This window comes from Pseudomonas sp. HK3 (assembly GCF_052920985.1).
In genome coordinates, this window is record NZ_JBREXD010000001.1 from 23,477 (window position 1) to 46,425 (window position 22,949).

Consider the following 22,949-nt stretch of genomic DNA (forward strand, 5'->3'; position numbering starts at 1 on the left):
TGTCAACCTATCGTGAGACGATCGCCAGTTAACAATGGTAAGTCATAGGCATCCTTATGCTGCAATACAATAGTAAAAGGATTAACAGTCAAACATATGGGGTCTCGCTGCGATACATCTAGTACCAAGTCTGATTGTGCCGCGCTTACTAGGTTTCCAGTCAAACGCTCAAGGTAAACATTGTTGACCTGCGTTCCTTGCGCCATTGGCATATGCGCATAACGCTGTACTAATTCACGCACAGTTGTGCCTACAGGTAATTGCTGGGGTACATCATTTAGCAATACCGATAACATTGGTGTACTGACCATTCGCCCACGAAAGAAAGTGTATGATATATCCGCTGTCACCGAGTCAAAATTTCCCGTGGCTAAATAGCTTACCGTCGCATCATTTAGCACCGTCCAACTATTGCACCCCAAAACAGCAACGTTACTGCCAATACCTACCTGACCTTCACTATCACTGGAGACAAGGTTTTGAGGATAAAATAAGCGATAGTAACGTCGGCGAAAACTGGTTGCATATAAGTCAATCACGCCTCCGGAACCACGGCTATTTGGGGAAACATTTGGTCGCCCTGCCGCAGACAGAAAAGCATTCATCCCTGTTTCACGCTCACCGTTAGAGGCCATATAAGCGCCTATTTCATAAGTACTACTACCAGAAGAAACAAAACCACTGACCTGAGTCGCACTGCCTGATGTCCCAACAAACTGATAAATTTCAGAGTCTAAGCGCAGCGCCATGCCCGGTTGTAAATCACAGTAACCATCAGCAGGATCAAAACCGTAACGATAAAATAGTGTTTCATCGAATGTCATGGGGACTCCTAACGCAATGACTTCGCGCACTAGGTCAAGACCAAATTCAGTCATGCCACCTTCAACCGCCTCTAATGCTTGTAAAAAAAGCTTATAACTTTCTTGTAATGGGCCCCTTATTGCATTGTTATTAAATGTCCAAATATCACTGGTATCTGAAAATTCAATCACATAAACATACGGCGTACTGGTTGTTGGCGTTAATGTAAAAGGCCCAGCAGGGTTAATCGTATTAGTTTGTGTGGTATTAAATATTTCAGGCAGGTACAAAGAAATGGCTTCAGCGGGTGTGGATGGTGGTGAGCCTTTCAATGTGCGAAATACATACGGTTGAACCGTGTCTTGGGCGTTTTCAATGTAATATTGAAAACCATCACTCTCTACTGAAAAGTCATCACTAAATGGGCCAGAAGTCGGACCAGAAATTGCTTTTATTCTTACAGTATAAGGCTCGCCTGCGGCCAAGGTGACACTTGCTTGAAGAGCACTATGCACCGAATCAAACGTGGCGACTGTACTACTGCCTTGACGTAATTGAACGTGATAGCCACTTACGTTAAAACCTTCCAATAATTCCCACGAAGCATCTAATATTGCACCGTTCAAACGTGCAGAAAGTAAACGAGGTATTGATGCAATAATAGGAGCTGGATGTGTAATTGGACCCGATGTATTTGTACCCGTTGCTTGAATCGTTACAGTATATTGTTTCGTAACATCCAATACTTCGGCAAAGACGGCTTGTGTATCAGTGACCGTACCGAGAACCGGATCGTTACCGTTTTTATATAGATATACAACATAGCCTGACGTAATACTCGACTGAGGTGGCGCAGAAAAATCAACCGTAACCGTACTACCATTATAGGTTGCACTTGTTATGGTGACTATTCCTGAAATAATATCGACAGGATCACTCGCTGGCCCGATGCTCGTAACAGTATCAGCGTCAATAATATATAACACTGCGCTATAAGTAGAAGATGTCTCTAATTCGACATCGATCGTTACCTGCCCACCAATGGTATGAATTGACGCAATACACGATTCATTTTCATCCATTATATTTAACAAATAATGGGTATCCGTTGTTGCACTCCACTGTGCGAACACAATACCTGAGTCATATACAACGCTATTAATAACAGGTTGATCCGTCACGATTAGGGTGCTGTCACCAATTGATATAACACCGCTATCGGCTATTGCGCGTATATCAACCATACTACCAGACGCAACAGTGGTTACATCAAAACTGCCATCTCTTGTAGCTGGGTTTTGAAACGTTTTTGAACTAACGGGAATGATTACTTCAGGCGGGCGAACCGCTAAAATAAATCCTGTTAAAATAGCCGATGCGTCTGCGTTTGCGTCCCAACTTGCCTCTAAGACACCAGCATCATAACTGACATCAATAAAGGTAGGTAAGCAGGTAATAATGGCCGCGTTTTCACTACAAGCCAACACACCATTAGGGTTAATTGTACGTAAACTAAAATGATAACGTTCATCTGTTGCTAACAAACCCTCTACAGACACCGTTCCGTTTACAGTACTGCGCCCATTAACATCCGCTGAAAATTCCTTTCCTGATATATCGGATGTTACAACCAAACTATAGCCCGTCACGTTTGTGTTACTTACTTGCGTCCATGATGCCGCTACCGTGCCGTCGGAATAAATAACAGATGTCATAACTGGTATTGCAATATCCAGCTCTAATTCATCACTATTGGTCGTCATTACGATTGCAGTGTTATTCTCAACGACCCCATAATTCACTAATGCGATCACCACTGCTGAGTATGTATCACCAGCAGGTAACGCCGCGCCAAGTAAAAGCGTCGCGCTATTAGTAAGAGCGCCTTCAACCACGACACTATTTACAGCACCTGACATCGTCGCCGTTACTGTTAACATATAACCACTAATTGCTTTATTTTTGGCTGGTGTCCATTGTGCTACCACCGTTAAGCTGTCATAACGTAATTGAGTGATCACTGGCGTTTCGACAACAAGTTCAACGGAATCACTAATCGAGTCAATCGCTTTATTTGTATTTGTCCATACTTGGACAATCCATTTTTGATCAGGATCGAGTCCACCTGCAGGCACTGAAATACTACCTTTAGTACTGGTTCCCCCCTCTATACTTGCTTGATAAGCTGCTCCACTATTTAACGAAATCAGTTTTATCTTATAACCTGTCACGATCACGTTCTGAGCCATGCTCCATGTCAAATGAATACTGTCACTGTCAATGTTAACGCTGTGAATTTCTGGGCGAGTCGTAATAACACCTTGAACTGTACTCATGCCTTTTGCGCCATCAACACTAATAGCCGATACAGAAAAATAGTAACTTTGTTGAGGGTTTAAGCGTTGAGGTATTGGTAACACACCCAAGGTGGCCGCAACATTAGGAATGAATATTTGATAATTCACATCATCTTGAATTGATGCAACCTGCATCAGGTAACCTGATACCGTATCTTCGCTTACTGATACGGCTTGCCAGCCCGCTTGAATACTATCACCATCATAACTGGCATAAGATAATATCGGCACAGCTGCAGGTAATGTTTTATTAAGACCCCATGCGCTCGTATTATTTTCATTTTCTACAACTAAAAATCCTTTATAGGTTTCTGCAGGAGACAAACCACCACCTAAATCATTAATTGTTAACGTACTTTGTTGAGGGTTATGACTTTCAGCTTTAAACGTGGTACCAGAGCCTTGCGCAACCACTTTTAATTGATAACCGATAATCGTCGCTACTGCATCAGTCACAGGGTCCCACTGACCCGTAATCACGGTTCCGTCATATACGAGTGAATTAAGCGAAACAAGATTGGTTGATAATGCGGTAACAGGTGTTTGAATAACGATGCCGTTATCTGTGCTGACTGATAGTTGAAATAAATAATCAGCTTGATCACCTAAGGTTCCAGGAACATCTATTGTTGTACTAACAGCCGCGCCACTATTTTCTGTTTTTGCGTAGTAGGTTTCTGCTTTTTTTGAAAAAACAGCCGCCGTAAATTGACTAGCACCACTATAAGTATCCCATGCAACAACCACTTTATTACCCTCATAGACGGCATATTGAATGGCGGGCATTTGTGTCAATAAAGAATCGCTTATTGATGAGGTTGATGCACCGTTGTTAGCAAGGGCATAAATCTTAATAGTGTAAGTTGGAATCAACCAGTGCCGATATTAATGAGATGACGGTGGAACTTGCTAAGGAATTATTCACCTCAACCGATTGCACAACATCGTTGCCACGTAGCAAAGATGCCCTATATGCAATTACTGCACTATTATCCTGATTCGTCCATTGTGTTATTAGCTGAGTGCCATCATAAGACACGGCATTAATTGTAATGGGCAATACTAATAATGAATATTGCTTACTTTGCCCTTCAATCATTCCATCAGCCGTGGCACTTACTATAGCAACCCATTCTTGTGACGCATCCAAGGCTGATGTTTCCACGCTGCCCGTTGCCGTGGTTAAACCTGACACCGTATTTTCAAATGTCTGACCTGTTGATAAGGATATTATTTTTAACTGGTATGCCGTCACAGCTATATTGCTCGATGCCAGCCACGTTAAATGAATAGATGAACCATCATAGTTCCCATTTTGAATTTGAGGAGCCGACGTAATAATACTTTGCATTAATGTGGCAACACCCACACCACCATTCGTTAAACCCAACAATTGAAATGTATAATTTTGCTCGGTATAAAGTGGAAAAGGGAATGATATTGCTCCATCTGTAGCAGCACTACCCGCCACCAATAATTCATAAACACTGCCATCAGCAAACGAAGCCACTTGAATCACATAATTATCAATACCTGACAATGCCTGCCAACTTGCAAGCAAAGATCCATCTTCTCGATAAGAAACATTATTAACACTCAATTCAGTTAAGGGCATTGGGAGATCTGAATCGACGGTACATGCTTCACAGGAATCGGCCCCTTCTGCACACACAGTAACAACCCACTGCTGAGCGCGATCTAATCCTCCTTGAGGTAAAACATCCGCACCAATTTTTCCTTGAGTAGCATTTGGGTTAGTTATTAATCCAGTATAAGTAGAACCTGTGTTCTGAGAGGTCACTCGTAACGAATATCCGCCAGACGCCGTCTCTGGCACAGGATCAAATTCAAAATCTAAACTTTTCCCGTTATACACAGCTCTACGCAAAACAGGTAACCGTGTTAACATTGCCACTTGTAGACTGGCAAGATCAGACCCGGATGCAGTCTGTGACTGCACCTGAAGCGTATACACAATATTAGTATCGAGCGGTTTCAAAAAAGACAACATACCAAAATTTGATTGACGACCTGAGATTAAATCACTCTCATAAACAGTTCCGCTATCACTAGACGCCACCAATATTTTATAACCGGTAACATTGCTAGACGTGACACTGCTCCACCAAACTTTAACCTGCGTACCGTCATAGCTCACTTTATTAACAACGGGGACATCCATTCCCATAAGCATTCTCCGCTTTATCTAGGGACTGATCGCTGTGTAAAGTCATACGGTTCTGTAATTCAGAGCTTTTTATCATTCAAAAAATGATTGGCCCAACAAGCTGCAATTTTGATTGCATAGGTAAGCACTATCAGCGCGTAACAACTTTACGCTTTGATATATAAATCGATCTTATTTTTTTTTCTTTCTAAATGAAGTCGATAATCTTCATGCCATTCTTTTGGAAGACGCTTGTATACATGATCAGGATCACTGGATAGCTTCTCGTATTCAGCGGCTATTAATGCCTCTTGCATGCGTAAGTCACCTGTCAATATTCCATTTGCGTATAACGTCCCTGACGCCGCTAACGATGCTTTTCGCTCACTTAAAATCAAATGATAGACTTTTCCATCATAATCTTCGCGACTAACATGACTAACGTTTGCAGTGCCCTTTTGCACATTAATTTTATCTCCAACAACAACGTCCATTGCCACTTTGGCGCCATCAATGAGTACAATTGCATGAGTTTCTGTTACTAATAATTCATGACCGCCATCTGTTTTGATACGCACCATTGGCTTTGATTCAATTCCCTTACTCGTTCCTAATACAGTCAGAACACTGCCTTCGGCACCTCGCACTAACTCTGTTTTATCAGCAGTAAAGTCTTCTACTTTTTTTAAGCTACCATCAGCCATTAAGATGTCAGCCCCTTCGGCAAAACACCCTTGCTGAATTTCAATAGGGGGCACAATATATATTCCATCCTGCCCTATTTGATTGCGATCGCTTGTGAAACGAAAGCCACCAATCGGTGGGGCACCGCTACCGCTTCCCTGTAGAGCAACGCCATCAACGGAAACATTTAATAATGTTGTTGTGCTGTTATAGTATTCAAGACAACTATTAGGATCAGGGAATGAAGCTGCCGCGTAATTCCAATTTAAGGTTTGATCACTCACGGTCCAAATAGTTGAATCAAGAGGCTGCGCTTCTTGGAAAACCAAATAACAACCGCCCCCCTGGGATGGATTTTGCAACGTTATCGTTACAATACCAACAGGAGGACTCACAACCTCATTTGCAAATGTGGCACTTCCCTCTAAAGGAAAAATAAAGTTTGTTGGATGATTAGGCGTCTGATTATAATAATCACACTCACCCTGACCACCTCGGGAATAACAAACCTTAATAGCTGTCGCATTATTTGGATTTGTATTGGTACAACTTGTTTCATATTCTCCAACAACACAGTTGTTTGCGTTATCACGCACGCAATAATTCGGTTTTGTCATACAGGCCGTAGTAGGGTCAACGCTATCTTCAGAATAAAAATAACTGACAATCGGTGGCGTACCTGGTGCACTGCCCTTTGGCACATATGCAAAAGTAGCCTGTGCTTTAGTCGTTGAATTTGTCGTTCCCGTAGGCACTGCACCATTAACCGGTACATTAAAGTTAACCCCAGCGGCATGCTGCGAATCTTGATTTGTCGCATACACATGGCCCGTTTCAGTAAGATAAAGTTCCATTACTACCGTACTGGTATCTGTTCCCCCATTTGCTGATGATAGACCGTTAGCATCAAACGTATTCGGTGATGAAGCGGTTAAATTCATCGAATTAATGTAATTAAGGGTTTGTGGTGTACCTAATGTTTCATTAACAGCCAACACAGGATGACTAGGTTCATCTGTCTTCATCTTGTTCGCTTTTGCTAATAGACTCATAAGATGAGGGTGAGTATCAGCGGTTATCCCACTGCGCTTAAACGTATTGATCACATGGCGATATTGTTGAGGATGAGTCATATCTAATTGGTAAGGCGCGGACGGTTTTGCATGTTTTTGCAGATACGCTATGTCTGCTTTTTCTTCTTGTGTAAAAGGCCTGCCTCCATTTTTTGGGACGCTCGTTACTTGTTGAGATGATCCTGCACTGGATTTAAGTGTGGGCTCATCCGCTGAATCACCACTCGAGCAGGCACTAATCGTTATTAAAAGGCCACATAAAAACAGAACTGTGCGCATAAGGGTTCCTTGTTTGTCATTTTCGTATATTGATAAAGTTCATTTTTGATGTGTACTCAAAGAGCAACCAAACACATCCATTTACAATTCAGTACACGCTATTGCGTACGAGAGGAAAGTAGAAACCTTAAGCATAAGATCACAAGTCGAAAAGACATGACTACTGAGGAAGCAACACTTAGATGCAGGAACGATTTGCACACTAGCAGAAATTCATATGCCAAAGAAAGCACTTATAACAATGCTTAAGCTATCTAGTTCTTTGGTATTAATTTTATAGAAATACTAAAATGGAGGAAAGAGAGGACGCTATGAGGAAACCTAGCGTTATAAGTGCTTATTTTATATGTATTAAATAAAATCTCATGAAATAAAAAGGCCAGCATTGCTGGCCTTTTTATACGATTTGAAAAGCTCAATTAAGCTTCTTCACTCACTTCTGGCTCTTCAGTTTTTTTACTTGCTTTAGGCTTCGATTCTTTATCGTCTGGTTTTTTAGTATCTGCCACGACTAATAATTGAGAGCGAATCTGGGCTTCAATTTCTTCTTGGATTGCTGGATTTTCTTGAAGATAAACACAAGCATTTGCTTTACCTTGGCCAATCTTATCGCCTTTATATGCATACCAAGCACCGGCCTTATCAACCAAGCCAAGCTTAACACCCAGATCAATAATTTCTGCACCACGGTTAATACCTTGGTTATACATGATTTGGAATTCAGCTTGTTTAAACGGCGGTGCCACTTTATTTTTAACCACTTTCACACGTGTTTCATTACCGGTCACTTCATCGCCATTTTTTACCGAGCCTGTACGGCGAATGTCTAAACGAACAGAGGAGTAGAATTTAAGTGCATTACCACCGGTTGTGGTTTCAGGGTTACCGAACATCACACCAATTTTCATACGAATTTGGTTAATGAAGATAACCATGCAATTAGCATTTTTAACATTGGCAGTTAATTTACGAAGCGCTTGTGACATTAAACGTGCTTGTAAACCTACGTGGTGGTCACCCATGTCGCCTTCAATTTCGGCTCTTGGGGTTAATGCCGCAACCGAATCCACTACGATCATATCAACAGCACCGGAACGTACTAAGCTATCAACAATCTCTAGTCCTTGTTCGCCAGTATCTGGCTGAGAAACAAGTAGGCTATCTAAATCGATGCCTAGTTTTTCTGCATATAGCGGATCAAGTGCATGCTCTGCATCGACGATAGCGACTGTTTTACCCTGTTTTTGTGCCTGTGCCATGGTAGAAAGACACATGGTCGTCTTACCAGAAGATTCAGGTCCATAGATCTCAACAATACGGCCGTATGGTAAACCGCCTATGCCTAACGCAATGTCTAAAGAAAGAGAACCCGTCGAAACTGCAGGAATAGCTTCACGTGGTTGATCACCCATTTTCATTATGGCGCCTTTACCGAACTGGCGTTCAATTTGGCTAAGGGCGGCGTCTAGGGCTTTTTGGCGATTTTGATCCATGTTTTTCTTCACCTTATTATCGTTATCCGTTTTAGGTCTGCGAGGCAGAATTTTAAATTACTGTAAATATAACCAGTATTTAAACACATGGATTAATTTTCGCAAGAATTAATTTAGAACGATTTAGCATAGAAAGATTTGTATGTTTTTCACTCACCAGTAAACTAAATTCATCAAAATACGTTCCGTAAGCAAGGCTCATACATAACTCATACATACAAAACCCCAAACCCTTTTCACAAACAGATTATTTCAGCCTAACGTTAGACAAAGCACTGCAGATATCTGCAAAAATCTATAATATTCACCCACTTTTCATATAACCGTCATTAAATTTTTAAGGATCACCATGGGCGAACGAAAAACGGTCATAAACTGGGGCGTTGGGTTCAGTGCAATCACAGGCATCATTCTGAGCCTTATCGCAACGCGTTTTATTCACTACATGCCTTCCATTGATAGTGTAAAAGCCTTATTTTTTATCTCTACTGGGATATTTAGCCATTTTACATTAATGAGTTTGTTGTTTTTTCTTCTGCTTATCTTACCGCTAGGTTTAATTATTCCCAAAGCCAGCAAAGCCATTCGTCATATGGCCATTATTGTCGCCACAATTGGCACGGTGTTATTAATTGCAGATACCTTTGTATATGCCCAATATCGATTTCATATTACAGGCTTTGTTTTCGAAATGCTGATTCAAGGCGGTAATCAAATCATTGAATTATCTTGGTTTACTTGGTTAATTGTTGTCGGGTTTTTAGTGGGTATCTATGCACTATATTTTTACATTGATAAGTGGGTTTGGTTAAACACGCATCGCCCTATTTTTAGTCAACACAAGAAATATTACTTCCTAGTATTTTTCATTGCACTTTTAGGCAGCAACATATTGCACCTTTATGCCGATGCTCAATACGACCAACGTATTACCTCATTGGTTCGTCATGTTCCCATGTATTCTCCTGCAACAGGCAAAGAAGCGTTGCTCAGTAATGGTTTAATTGATGCTCAAAGCATTCGTGAAAACCGCCATGAATTTAAACTCTCAAACTCAACAAATGTTAAGTACCCAAAAACAACCATTGAAACAAAAACGCCAGAATTGAATGTATTATTGATATTACTCGATTCAACTCGCTTTGATATTTTGCAGAAAGATGTGATGCCAAATTATTGGGCATTGAGCGAAGATCAAAACAGTCGCATATTTAATAACCACATTAGCGGTGGCAACTCTACGCGAACCGGCGTTTTTAATATGTTTTACGGTATCCCCGGTACTTACTGGGATGCGTTTTCATCAAGCCAAACATCGCCTGTGATAATGGATACTTTTCAAAAACATAATTATGATATTAGCATTCATGCAGCCGCGCCCTTAACCCAACCGGCGTTTGATCGTACTGTATTTGCGGGCATTAATGACTTTCCTCTAAGTACGCCGGGTAATACACCTTGGCAGCGTGATGAGCAAATCACCAATGATTGGATCGACTTTATCGAACAACGAGAATCCAAAAATGAAGAGTCACCCTTTTTTGGCTTTTTATTTTATGATGGCATTCATGGTTTCTCGACCCCCGAAGATGCAGAAAAGCCATTTCAACCCGCTTGGAAGCGTATTGATCACTTATCGCTAAACAACGACTTTGACGCTACGCCCTATTTTAATTTATACAAAAATGCCGCGTACCAAGTAGACAAACAACTTGGCCGTGTATTACAGCAACTCAAAGATAAAAATATCTTAGACAACACCGTGGTCATCGTTACCAGTGATCACGGGCAAGAATTCAATGATAACGGTTTAAATTACTGGGGCCATGGCAGTAACTTTACTCCGGCTCAAGTGCATGTTCCGCTTGTTATTCATTGGCCTGGTAAAACAAAATCTACTTATAATCACCGTACAACACACAGTGATTTAAGCGTGACATTAATGGAAGACTTATTCCAAACGTCCGCACCTAAAAGCGCTTATAGTTTAGGGCATAATTTGCTAGAAACTGAGCGTGAATCATGGAGTGTCGTGGGCAGTTATGTAAACTATGCCGTGATCGAAAAAGATTATCAGGTTGTCACTTATCAGACGGGGCATTATGAAGTGCTCGATAACACTGGTCGCCCGTTACTAGAGAAAAAAGTAAACGCAAAAACATCCGTTGAAGTAATGGAAGCCTTATCTTACTTTTATAAAGATTAGCGTTATATTTCGGGTTAATTGAAAACAAATAAAAACCACGGCTATCACTAGCCGTGGTTTTTTATTGCTACAACGCGGTTTGATTAAGCAAGATCAAAACGATCTAGATTCATCACCTTATCCCACGCTTTAACAAAGTCTTCTACAAAACGCGCCTTAGCGTCAGAGCTCGCATAAACCTCAGCAATGGCACGCAATTGAGAGTTTGAACCAAATACAAGATCTGCTCGTGTACCTGTCCATTTCACCTTACCGTTGTTGCGATCAACACCTTCAAACGTTTGCTCGTCTTTTGATGTGGCTTGCCATTTGGTTTCCATATCAAGAAGGTGCACAAAGAAATCATTGCTTAATACTTCAGGCTGATCCGTAAACACACCATGATTTACTTGCTCTGTATTGGCGCCCAGTACGCGCAAGCCGCCCGTTAATACCGTCATTTCAGGGGCTGTTAACGTAAGCAACTGCGCACGGTCCACAAATAAGTGCTCCGCTGGTACCGTAAATTGGGTTTTAAGGTAATTACGGAAACCATCCACTTGCGGCTCTAATACGGCAAATGATTCAACATCAGTTTGCGCTTGTGTCGCATCCACGCGCCCTGGCGTAAATGGCACCGTAATATTATGGCCTGCTTTCTTCGCCGCCATTTCAACCCCAACACAACCCGCTAACACGATAAGATCGGCCATAGAGACTGATCCAAACTCTTTTTGAATGCCTTCTAACTTAGATAGCACGCTAGCAAGTTGCTTAGGTTGATTCACGGCCCAGTCTTTCATTGGGGCAAGACGAATGTGCGCGCCGTTCGCACCACCACGCATGTCAGAGCCGCGATAAGTCGAGGCCGATGCCCAAGCCGTAGAAACCAGTTGTGATACCGACAAGCCAGAATCAACTATTTTACTTTTTAAAGTAGCAATGCTTTTAGCATCAATGACTTTACCCGTAGCTTTTGGTAATGGGTCTTGCCATAGCAACTCTTCTTTGGGTACTAATGGCCCAAGGTAGCGCTCAACAGGTCCCATATCTCTATGCGTTAGCTTGTACCAAGCGCGAGCAAAGGCATCGGCAAATTCGTCTGGATTCTTATGAAAGTGTTCCGATATTTTGCGATATTCAGGATCTTCTCGCATGGCCATATCGGCAGTGGTCATCATGATGCCCACCTTCTTGTTGGCGTCTTCTGCATCCGGTGCGTGATCTTTATCGGCTAAATCTTTTGCCGCCCATTGGTGCGCGCCAGCTGGGCTTTTCGTTAATTCCCACTCATAGCCAAACAGCACATCAAAGTAGCCCATGTCCCATTTAATAGGGTTTGCCGTCCACGCACCATCAATACCACTGGTGATCGTATCGCGTCCTTTACCACTGCCATGACGGCTTATCCAACCCAAACCTTGCTCGGCTAACCCAGCGGCTTCTGGCTCTACGCCTACTTTTGCCGCATCACCGGCACCGTGAGCTTTACCAAATGTATGCCCACCTGCCGTTAGAGCAACGGTTTCATAGTCATTCATGGCCATGCGGGCAAATGTATCGCGAATATCTTGCGCCGAAGCCAGTGGATCTGGGTTGCCATCAGGCCCTTCTGGATTCACATAGATTAAGCCCATTTGTACCGCCGCCAATGGGTTTTCTAAATCACGCTTGCCACTATAACGACTGTTCTTTTTATCACTGGTGGCTAGCCATTCTTCTTCTGCACCCCAGTACACATCTTCTTCTGGCTCCCATACATCAGCACGACCACCAGCAAAACCAAAGGTTTTAAAGCCCATGGATTCAAGTGCGCAATTGCCCGTCAGTATCATTAAGTCGGCCCAAGAGATTTTGTTGCCGTACTTTTGCTTAATTGGCCAAAGTAAACGACGGGCTTTATCAAGGTTACCGTTATCCGGCCAACTATTAAGGGGCGCAAAACGCTGCATACCTGCGCCAGCTCCCCCACGACCATCCGCGGTACGATAGGTACCCGCACTATGCCATGCCATACGAATAAAAAACGGACCGTAATGACCATAATCGGCTGGCCACCAATCTTGTGAGTCTGTCATTAATGCGTGAAGGTCTTTGCGAAGCGAGTCTAAATCAAGACTGTTAAACGCTTTTGTGTAATCAAAGTCGGGGTCCATTGGGTCTGACTTTGAAGAATGCTGATGCAAAATTTTGAGATTAAGCTGGTTGGGCCACCAATCTGTATTTCGTTGGCCATCACCGGCTGTATGATTAAATGGACACTTACCTTGCTCTGCCATGATGGCATCTCCTATAAAAACGAATGTTTAACAACGTGTGTATAGTTTTAGTCTCTTGCGCGCTAGATGGCTAATTTATTCTGACTAACACCTTAATAGCCTAGAGGTATAAGCACGGGTTATATCCATTACCTTTCATATTTTTCGCCTGTCTTTCATCAATATTGAACGGCCTAGTGCCTATGCTTCACTGATGCATCTAGAACCCTACCAAGCCACAAAAAACCAATCGTAATACTAACGGCCAGTAATATTTTTACAGGCCAACTCAAGACATCACCAGCAAATAATAAACACTGAGCAAGTGTTGAGAATACGGCAAAAATGACCAACATTTTTCCAGTATCGTATGACGGGCGATGACTATCAAATTTCACATAACCAGAAAGATCTCTTTTCACCCTAGGCTGTGATTGTTCAATATCTTTTGGTCGCCAACCGGTGGGCATAAACCAAATTTTTATTTTATCCCGATAGCGTTTCGTTAAACACGCGTCCTGCCATAAGCAATAGAGCCATTCGAAATGCACACTAATTGGGTTATAAGTTTTACATGGCTTTCTTACACCATAAATCACATCGCATGTTTCAGCTTGATACGTACCAAATATCCGATCAAATACCATAAAAATACCACCATAGTTTTTGTCGATGTAAATGTCGTTCATACCGTGATGAACACGATGAGCTGACGGGGTTGCTAGAATCCCCTCAATCAAGGGTATTTTATTAATTGTTCGAGTATGCAGCCAAAAGCCATAGAATTTATTAATTAACATGTGAGTGATGAACATTTCGGGCGAAAACCCCAAGGGGGCCATTAACATATAGATGGGCCAATACATGACATCCTGCAATGCACCCTGCCTTAAGCCTGCGGTTAAATTAAATTCCTCTGATTGATGATGAGGTAAATGCCCTCCCCATAAAATATTCATTTCATGAGAAACCCGATGCGCCCAATACCATAAAAAATCAAATACAACTAAAGCGGCAATCCAAGTTATCCAGCTATCATCCGGGTGTTTCGTAATAGCAAAGTGTTCAAATAAATAGGCGTACACTAGTAACAATAAAGCCTTGGTAAACACCTCGACAGTTGTTGTAAATGCACCACATGCTAGGCAACTCAGGCTATTTCTTAAATTGTATAAGCCCAAACCTTTTACATGGGAATACATGGCCTCTATGAAAATCAAGATAAAGGAAAATGGGAATGGCATATTGTAAGTAATCGATATTCATAATCAGCACTCATACTATCGAGCCCATCGGGAAAACCATTAAGCTAATTTGTTATATTTATGGGTTTAAATATTTGCACATAATCAGCGCTCGCTCAGCGTCTTATTCAGTCAATCCTATGCTGATTAAGCCAATATCTTGATACGGTTACCCATTATATTCTTGATAAATAAGACCAAACCGCCTATTGGTAATGGCACTTCGATCACTTGCAGGCCCTTTGTTTTAGGCTATCTCCACTTTCACAAGTGCTCTAAACGCTCTCTTTTGACCAATTTGTACATAAGTACACGCTCAGTAGGTAGACCTAACGCGCCTCACATACTGAAATCACACCTTTTGAACGATCGAAAAGTCCTGTTTTTTGAATAATGTAATAGCTTGAACTAATCTTTTAGTTGTACACGTATTCCGAGGTCTAGGCCTTTTACAATACGATAAAACAGTCAGACCCTAACAAGAGTTAATATCATGAAAGTTGCACATAAAGTGGTGATGGTTTCTTCTTCGGTGCTAATTCTTGCAATCACCTTATTGTCTTTATTTCAGTACTATTCGGTTAAGTCTTCATTATTAAGACAAACCGAAAGCAGTATTTCTGAGTCAAGTAATGCCTTGTCTACACAAATATCTAACTGGTTAAACGGCAAACTCATTTTAATTGATTACATTGGACAATCCATCGATGCCCAATTTGATGCAGGCGCAATTAGTCCTTACTTAAACCAAGCCATTTTAAAAGACGAATTTTTATTAATGTTTGGCGGACTTGAAACAGACGGAATCGCCATCACGAATGATCCAACTTGGGCGGTAGATGGCTGGGACGCAAGAAAACGCCCCTGGTACCCTCTGGCAAAAAAATCCAGCCGCGCAGTGTTAACTGAACCTTATGCCGACTCGTCATCAGGAGAAATTCTCATATCCGCAGTGGCGAACCTTTCTGATAATGGTAAATTCATGGGAGCATTTGGTGGAGACTTGAGCTTAAAAACCGTTTCAGAGGCAGTGAATACGCTAAATTTTCATGGTGCAGGGTACGCATTTTTGTTAACGCAGAGCGGTAAGATAATCTCTCACCCTAATAGTGAATTAAATGGCCAACCTATTAATGCGCTTTTTACAGAAGAATCTCCACAATTAATAAACCAACTGCAAAATATTAATTTTGCAGGTAAACCTCATATGGTTTACTTCACCGACTTAAAAGATTTAAAAGGCATGGATTGGGTTATCGGTGTTGTGTTAGATGAAAGCATTGTCATGGCAGAAGCTTATGACATGGGCTTAGCTGCATTCATTGGTGTAATATTAAGTGCCATCATCAGTACATTGCTTTTATTTTATGTGATGGGACATATTTTGGCACCGCTTCGTAATGTCTATGTTTCGCTGAAAGAAATAAACCGCGGCGAAGGGGATTTAACCAAACGACTACCTGTGCTTACAACCGACGAATTTGGTCAGGTCTCGGAACAATTTAATTCTTTTATTGGCAACCTACAAAATCTTATTAAAGATATGCAAGGCCTATCATCTTCGATAAACGAAAATACCACTCTAACCGCTAATACGGCATCGAGCGCGTCTAAACAATTAGTGACACAATTATCAGAAATAGATCAGCTAGCCACCGCTATGCACGAGATGTCTGCCACGGCGCAAGATGTTGCCTGTAACGCACAAAAAGCCGCCGAGTCTGCAAGTAACGCCGATAATTCCGCTGAAAAAGGCGCTGGTATTGTTTCTCAAACATCTGGGTCCATAACCCAACTGTCCGTTGAACTAGACGGCACCGTACAAACCATTAATGAGCTGGCCAATTACAGTAATAATATTGTGGACATTTTAACGGTGATCACAGGCATTGCAGAACAAACCAATTTGCTCGCACTCAATGCCGCCATAGAAGCCGCAAGGGCTGGCGAACAAGGCCGTGGTTTTGCGGTGGTCGCTGATGAAGTAAGAGCGCTCGCATCAAGAACACAGGACTCGACAAAAGAAATTCAAAAAATGATTGATCAATTACAATCGGGCGTCAAAAGAGCAGAGGAAACCATTACACGAAGTAAATCTGAAGCCAGTAATGCAGCCGACATTTCAATTAAGGCTGATGAAGCACTAAGCGCCATACGCGAAAATATCAAAGAAATAAATAATATGAATATACAAATTGCCACGGCTGCCGAAGAACAAAGTGCCACCACCGAAGAAATTAATCGCAACACCACTAATATTCGAGGTATATCTCAACAGCTATCAGAAGGCGCGCAACAACAAAAAACAGACTGTGAAGAAACCAGCAAACAAACATTACAGCAAGACAAATACCTATCTCAATTTAAGGTCTAACCTTAAGTTTAAAACAGTAATAAATTTAAAAATAAACTCACAAAGTGCGTTTATTTTTAAATGCTATAAAAAATTAATCATACCTGTAATCAATTTAACCTTTCTAGCCAAGCCGTTTAGCCAACTATAAATAATCGCTGTATCAATGCTTAAACACAGTTCACTCTCGCGTATAGATATTATATATTTATTCAGATAAGTCCCCTATAAACATTAGCTTTATTGATATTTCATCATGCACTAAATTAATTGGGGTTTGATTTACATAATTTATGCAATATTTTTTTAAATCGCTATAAAGCATTCAATATAGTGTGTCTATATTCCAATCACCATTTTACTGGAACAATCATTATCTTAAACAAGCCTTATGCTACCGAGCACTTATCTACTACCATGGGTACAAATCACTAACTTATATAATTCAATTGTCCACTGTAAGATGACAACCTAATTATTTTAAGCATCAAATTAAATGCACAGGCAATCGCCTCATTTTAAATAACGAGATCACAGCATGAGTATCAACAGCCTTTTTAAACCGTTTAAACTTGCCAACCTAGAACTCAAAAATCGAATCGTCATGGCGCCCATGACTCGTAATTTTTCTCCGGACAACAATATTCCAGGGCAAAACACGGTTGATTATTATCTCCGTCGCGCAGAAGGCGGTGTAGGCTTAATCATTACAGAAGGCACCTGCATAGACCACATTGCCGCTAGCGGGTACCCAAACGTACCCTATATGCATGGTGAGTCACGCTTAGCAGGTTGGAAAAAAGTGGTTGATGCTGTGCATGATGCTGGCGGTAAAATTGCCCCTCAACTTTGGCATGTCGGTGGCGCACGTAAATCAGGCGTAATGCCCGAAGGTGATGTCCCTGGCTATACGCCTTCGGGCATGTTTGTAGCTGGTAAACAAAGCCGCTATGAAATGACTAAACAAGATATCCAAGATGTGATCATTGCATTTGCCAAAGGCGCTGCCGATGCCAAAGCCGTTGGTTTTGATGCCATCGAACTGCACGGCGCACATGGCTATTTAATCGACCAATTTTTCTGGGAGGGTACTAACCAGCGTGAAGACGAGTATGGCGGTTCAATGGAGAACCGTAGCCGCTTTGCTATTGATATTATCAAAGCGTGTCGCAAAGCGGTTGGCCCTGACTTCCCAATTATTTTGCGTTGGTCACAGTGGAAACAACAAGACTACACCGCTCGTTTGGTACAAACACCAGCAGAACTTGAACAATTCTTAACACCACTAAGTGAAGCGGGTGTCGATATATTCCATTGCTCACAACGCCGATTCTGGGAACCAGAGTTTGAAGGCAGTGACTTAAATCTTGCCGGTTGGACACAAAAAATCACAGGTAAGCCTGCCATCACAGTAGGCAGTATTGGTTTAAATGAAGACTTTATGCCCAAGCCGGGTGAAACAACCTTCAGCGAAGCTGAAACCGCAAGCCTTGACCAACTGTTAAATCGTATCGATAAACAAGAGTTTGATTTAGTTGCGGTAGGCCGAGCCCTTATTGCCAACCCTGATTGGGCTAACAAAGTTAAGCAAGATCAATTAGACGAACTGAAAGCCTTTAAAAAAGAAGACTTAATGGCGTTAGTTTAATCATTTACATTTGATATAAAATAAAGCCCTAATATTGTTTAGGGCTTTATTAAAGGTGAAAATTGACACTATATTATCACTTGGTATCTTCTGGGCCATTATCGGCAACAAATGCTCCCCTTTCCCCTTTTGGTTTCTCGTCTCCAGTTGTTGTATCTTGCGCTGTTTGCAACTCGGTTGATGCGTTTATTGCTGCGCCAAGTAAGATGGTGTAAGCCGTCACATAAAACCACATTAATAAAATCACCACGCCACCCATAGAGCCATACGTTTTGCTATAGCTGGCATATTCACCAATATATAAATTAAAAAAATACGACCCCACTAACCAAAATAAAGTGGCGAGTACCGCGCCAGGCGTAACCCAACGCCATTTAGCAGATGCACGGTGTGGCGCATATTTATACAAACTTGCCAGCGCAACATTAAATACAAGTAATAAGATTGGCCATGTGATCCATCCCAGTAACGTTTGAACTGACTCATCAAGAAAATTAAGTACCAATGGAATACCGACAATTAGTAGCAACATCAATAACATGGTCATGACGGTTGCTAGTGTCAGCAGTATTCGAACAAGCATCATCATAAAAAATGAGCGTGCGGTGTCTTCTTCGTAACTTATATTACATGCACCGATGAGTGCAACTGAGCCTTTACCGCCGCTCCACACAGCCAACAAGAAGCTAAAAATGAACCCTAAGCTCAATGCACTGTTATCCGTTGATATTAAGCTTCCAATCTGGGCTTCTACTATTTGTCTACCTTGTTCTGGAATCACATCAACCAAAAGACCAATATGCTGAACCAGTGTTTGTTGATCTGTAAAAAGGCCATACATAGAAGCTAACGCGGCTAATAAGGGGAATATTGCCAATAGAAAATAAAATGCAACCCCTGCTGCAATAAGAGACATATTATCTTTTTGAATTTTTTGTATGACACGCTTGGTTATTTCCCACCAATTTTTGATTGAAAACTGCTGAGGGTGCGTCACTTTATTCTTTGAATTCATGATATTTGAACCTTAATGTTACGCATTTTTTAAATAGGATACGCTTGCCGTCTATATGCTTTCCCATTTCTTATTATATAACTTAAACACTATACCTATTAGGTTACTCTATTTTTAACCGTCATTGAGTTAAATATAAATCAAATATGAGTGTGGTATACGGCACATCATCTCGGTATTATTCATGTCGTGTTAATAATTGCAAAATTTAACGATTAGTAGCTAAACCTAAGGAAACAATATGAATTGGCATAAGTCGATTAAGGTGTCTACCATCGTCTTAATCAGTACAGTCATGTTTTTACTCATTGTTAGAGCATCAGCACCCAGTCTCGCCACATGGTATATAAACCGAGCAATACAACAAGCAGAAGGTATTAGCGGTACAGTAAGCGACATAGACTTGGCCCTTCTTAGAGGTTCTTATACGATTCACCAAGTTAACATCAAAAAAACTGAAGACGGACAAGACCTACCGTTATTTTCTGTAAAGCGAATCGATATTTCAATATTATGGAAGGCGTTACTAAAAGGTAAACTGGTCACAAAGATAGCGATTACCCAGCCTAAACTTAGTTTATACGAGCGCTCTAAGAATAAAAAGCCTGAATCAACGTCAAAAAAAGATAAAAAAACGTGGCTAGGCCTGGCTCAAAACATCATTCCATTTTCGATAAATACGTTAACAATCACAAATGGTGATTTTACGATGGACGCAAAATCACAACTCAAGCGTGCAAAGTTAACGATACAAAATATAAATATCGACGCATCCAATATTGCAAACATTCAAGGTATCAACACAACCGCCAAAATTGCAGCAACGGGTGACATTCAAAACCATGCCGAAATTAAAATAGACGGCAGTTTAGACCCTAATACAAGTAAGCCCACGTTTGATCTTAACCTCGAAATGGCAAAGCTACCGGTATTGTACATTGAGGATATCGTAAAATTCTATGCCCCTTTTGATGTTGAGGCAGGAGAAATTGACATGGCTAGCGAATTAAAATCCGCTAATGGTAATGTAACCGGCTATATAAAAGTGGGAGTATATAATTTAGATGTATTCTCTTGGCATGAAGATGTCGTTGAAGATGATGATCATCCAATAGCGGTTTTACTTGAAATGATGGGCGGCGCACTTGCTAGTTTATTTGAAAACGACAATAAAGATCTAATAGCAACACGCATCCCCATTGAAGGCTCATTGAATGACCCAGATATCTCTGTTATCGATGGCATATTAGGCATACTCAAAAACGCATTCATCAAGGCTTATGATCTTAAAGTAGAGAATTCGGTTCCAGAACCTGAAGCCTAAACAAACGAAAAGGCAGTGAAGAAGACTCTGATTAGCGTTTACTAAAATTAGTCCCACAGCGTAAAGTAATTGAAAAATTTACATGCATTATTTATTAAAGACCGAAATTTTAATCATAACTCATTAGCTTTTCGGTAATGACCCTTGATAATCAAATATTCTATCTTTAATGCGCCAGTAATATTTTTGCTTTTTGGCTATAACAAAATCAGGGAAAGGAAATATATTCGATAGCTTTAATACTTGGTCAAGGCTTGTTACTTCGAACTTTTCTGTGGTACCTAATTTGGCACCAATATTAATACTAATACGTTTAGAGAAAATGTCATTAAACACTTTAACTTGATTTGGTTTAGAAAAATCAAACGTTTCACTTAAATTTACACCTTGTTCATCATGATACGTGATTTTCAACTGATCATTTTTATCAACTTTATCTAAACTCACTCCGGCACAGCGAATAATTTTCGAATCTTTAAGTTGCAGTGCTTTTTTCAACATATCATCAGGGTCGACCAACACCTCTTTACAGCGCAGACAAGTACGTGCCGCAATGTCATTCTCACCGCCACAATGAGGGCATTCCTTAAACACAAAGCGATAATCACATTGATGTGACTGTAATTGTGCACCACTAAGGTCATCTATGAGACCCTGGCATCGTCTACCATAATGCTCAACTAAATCACCGTCATCATCACAGATCCCCCAAAATATATTTGGGAACTCACAGCTAGGACAAACCACTTGTACCGGTTGGCTCTGGCTATTCGGTTTTTTCTCCCCCACTTCAGGTTGGTAAAGGTCAAAGTCGTTACCGGTATAATCAATCACCAAGCAATCTTTTTTATTATCACTTAAACGTAATCCTCGACCGATAATTTGTTGGTACAAACTTACTGATTGTGTAGGGCGCAATATGGCAATCATATCCACATGGGGTGCATCAAAGCCTGTGGTTAATACCGATACATTAACTAAGTATTTAATCTGTTTTTGTTTAAATGCCTTAATTAAATGATCACGTTCAATGTTATCAGTCGCGCCTGTAATCAGCGCGCTATATTGCGCAGGCAAATAACTAAACACTTCTTTTGCGTGATCAACCGTGGCAGCAAATATCATAATACCTTGACGCTTTACCCCTAGCTCAATGACTTGCTCAATAATGCCTTTGGTAACGCGGTGATTTTTACTTAATAAATGGTTTACATCCGTCGTATTATATTCGCCTGCAGCATTGCCTTTAAGACGGCTGAAGTCATAGTGCTCAATAGTGGCATCCACTAATTTAGGTTCAGTTAAATATTGACGCTTAATTAAATAGCGTAAAGGCAGTTCGTAAATGCAATGCTCAAATGGGCGCTGCTGCTCACTGCGCACAAACCCTCGATAATGTCTGCGGTAAATCCAACCCATACCTAGGCGATAAGGGGTTGCTGTTAATCCTAGTAATTTCACGTCAGGGTTAACCATCATCAGTTTATGAATAATTTGTTGGTATTGATTGCTGCTTGATTCACTTTTATTTTTGTTTACTTCTTGATCATCATCTTGACTATCTAGCTTTTCACTCGAAAGATTCACCCTGTGACACTCATCAATAATAATTAATGAGTAGGCTTCGTTAAAGTCGTCTAGGTTGCGGGCCGCTGATTGAATACTGGCGAATGTGACTTGATGCTGAGTTTGTTTCAGTTTTAGGCCAGCAGAATAAATACCCGCCGTTAAACCTAGGCTTTCATATTTTAAATGATTCTGCTCGACCAATTCCTTAACGTGAGTGAGTACCAATATTTTTCGCTTGGCCAAACGGGCAAGCTCGGCGATCACCAAGCTTTTACCTGAACCAGTGGGTAATACAATCACGGCAGATTCATTGGTTTTACGAAAATGTTTAAGCGTCGCAGATACGGCTTCTTGTTGATAATCTCTAAGTTTAAAACTTGCCACGCAGTTGAGGGCCTATGGAGAATGGGATGAGGCTATCATAACAAAAGATAAGTTAGATCTATAACTTTAGACGGTTAATTATTACTTATATTCATGCAGCATTTAATCGTCA

General features: G+C 41.1%; 12 protein-coding genes and 1 pseudogene. 5 read left to right on the forward strand and 8 right to left on the reverse strand.

The genetic code is table 11. The annotated features are described in order from the left end of the window. Nucleotides 1-2: 2 nt before the first annotated feature. The 4 genes from ACU6U9_RS00080 to recA all read right to left on the reverse strand — a co-directional run bounded on the left by ACU6U9_RS00080 (nucleotide 3) and on the right by recA (nucleotide 8,857). Nucleotides 3-3,947: a hypothetical protein gene (locus ACU6U9_RS00080; RefSeq protein ID WP_446733058.1), complete on the reverse strand. Its 3,945-nt coding sequence runs from the start codon at nucleotides 3,945-3,947 to the stop codon at nucleotides 3-5. Between the two features lie 64 nt (nucleotides 3,948-4,011). Next, nucleotides 4,012-5,349: a hypothetical protein gene (locus tag ACU6U9_RS00085; RefSeq protein ID WP_446733059.1), complete on the reverse strand. Its 1,338-nt coding sequence runs from the start codon at nucleotides 5,347-5,349 to the stop codon at nucleotides 4,012-4,014. A gap of 146 nt (nucleotides 5,350-5,495) precedes the next feature. Further along, entirely contained in the window at nucleotides 5,496-7,364 is a 1,869-nt protein-coding gene (locus tag ACU6U9_RS00090; protein WP_446733060.1) for a Hint domain-containing protein, read from the reverse strand. A 419-nt stretch (nucleotides 7,365-7,783) separates the two neighbouring features. Beyond that, the gene (gene recA, locus ACU6U9_RS00095; RefSeq protein WP_446733061.1) at nucleotides 7,784-8,857 is read right to left on the reverse strand and encodes a recombinase RecA; all 1,074 of its coding nucleotides are present in this window, start codon (nucleotides 8,855-8,857) and stop codon (nucleotides 7,784-7,786) included. A 349-nt stretch (nucleotides 8,858-9,206) separates the two neighbouring features. Between recA and ACU6U9_RS00100 the strand changes: the two genes are divergently transcribed. Beyond that, entirely contained in the window at nucleotides 9,207-11,063 is a 1,857-nt protein-coding gene (locus tag ACU6U9_RS00100; protein ID WP_446733062.1) for a DUF3413 domain-containing protein, read from the forward strand. A gap of 83 nt (nucleotides 11,064-11,146) precedes the next feature. Here the strand turns inward: ACU6U9_RS00100 and katG are convergent, their stop codons facing one another. Together katG and ACU6U9_RS00110 are read right to left on the reverse strand one after the other, a co-directional pair. Next, entirely contained in the window at nucleotides 11,147-13,321 is a 2,175-nt protein-coding gene (gene katG, locus ACU6U9_RS00105) for a catalase/peroxidase HPI (protein ID WP_446733063.1), read from the reverse strand. A 173-nt stretch (nucleotides 13,322-13,494) separates the two neighbouring features. Continuing rightward, the gene (locus tag ACU6U9_RS00110) at nucleotides 13,495-14,502 is read right to left on the reverse strand and encodes a sterol desaturase family protein (RefSeq protein WP_446733064.1); all 1,008 of its coding nucleotides are present in this window, start codon (nucleotides 14,500-14,502) and stop codon (nucleotides 13,495-13,497) included. A gap of 559 nt (nucleotides 14,503-15,061) precedes the next feature. Between ACU6U9_RS00110 and ACU6U9_RS00115 the strand changes: the two are divergent. The 3 genes and pseudogenes from ACU6U9_RS00115 to ACU6U9_RS00125 form a co-directional block, all read left to right on the forward strand. Next, nucleotides 15,062-16,060: pseudogene (locus tag ACU6U9_RS00115) on the forward strand (HAMP domain-containing protein); the annotation flags it as partial. 27 nt (nucleotides 16,061-16,087) lie between these two features. Then, nucleotides 16,088-16,918, forward strand: a complete 831-nt coding sequence (locus tag ACU6U9_RS00120; RefSeq protein WP_446735034.1) for a methyl-accepting chemotaxis protein — start codon at nucleotides 16,088-16,090, stop codon at nucleotides 16,916-16,918. 517 nt (nucleotides 16,919-17,435) lie between these two features. Then, nucleotides 17,436-18,545, forward strand: a complete 1,110-nt coding sequence (locus ACU6U9_RS00125) for an NADH:flavin oxidoreductase (protein ID WP_446733065.1) — start codon at nucleotides 17,436-17,438, stop codon at nucleotides 18,543-18,545. Nucleotides 18,546-18,621: 76 nt separating this feature from the next. On the opposite strand, the gene ACU6U9_RS00130 is transcribed toward ACU6U9_RS00125, so the two are convergent. Further along, nucleotides 18,622-19,560: a YihY/virulence factor BrkB family protein gene (locus tag ACU6U9_RS00130; RefSeq protein ID WP_446733066.1), complete on the reverse strand. Its 939-nt coding sequence runs from the start codon at nucleotides 19,558-19,560 to the stop codon at nucleotides 18,622-18,624. A gap of 241 nt (nucleotides 19,561-19,801) precedes the next feature. Here ACU6U9_RS00130 and ACU6U9_RS00135 point away from each other — a divergent pair, with 241 nt between their 5' ends. Beyond that, nucleotides 19,802-20,884: a DUF748 domain-containing protein gene (locus tag ACU6U9_RS00135; RefSeq protein WP_446733067.1), complete on the forward strand. Its 1,083-nt coding sequence runs from the start codon at nucleotides 19,802-19,804 to the stop codon at nucleotides 20,882-20,884. A gap of 123 nt (nucleotides 20,885-21,007) precedes the next feature. Here ACU6U9_RS00135 and ACU6U9_RS00140 read toward each other — a convergent pair whose 3' ends face one another. Then, complete coding sequence (locus tag ACU6U9_RS00140) at nucleotides 21,008-22,837, reverse strand: DEAD/DEAH box helicase (protein WP_446733068.1); 1,830 nt, start codon at nucleotides 22,835-22,837, stop codon at nucleotides 21,008-21,010. Nucleotides 22,838-22,949 lie beyond the last annotated feature (112 nt).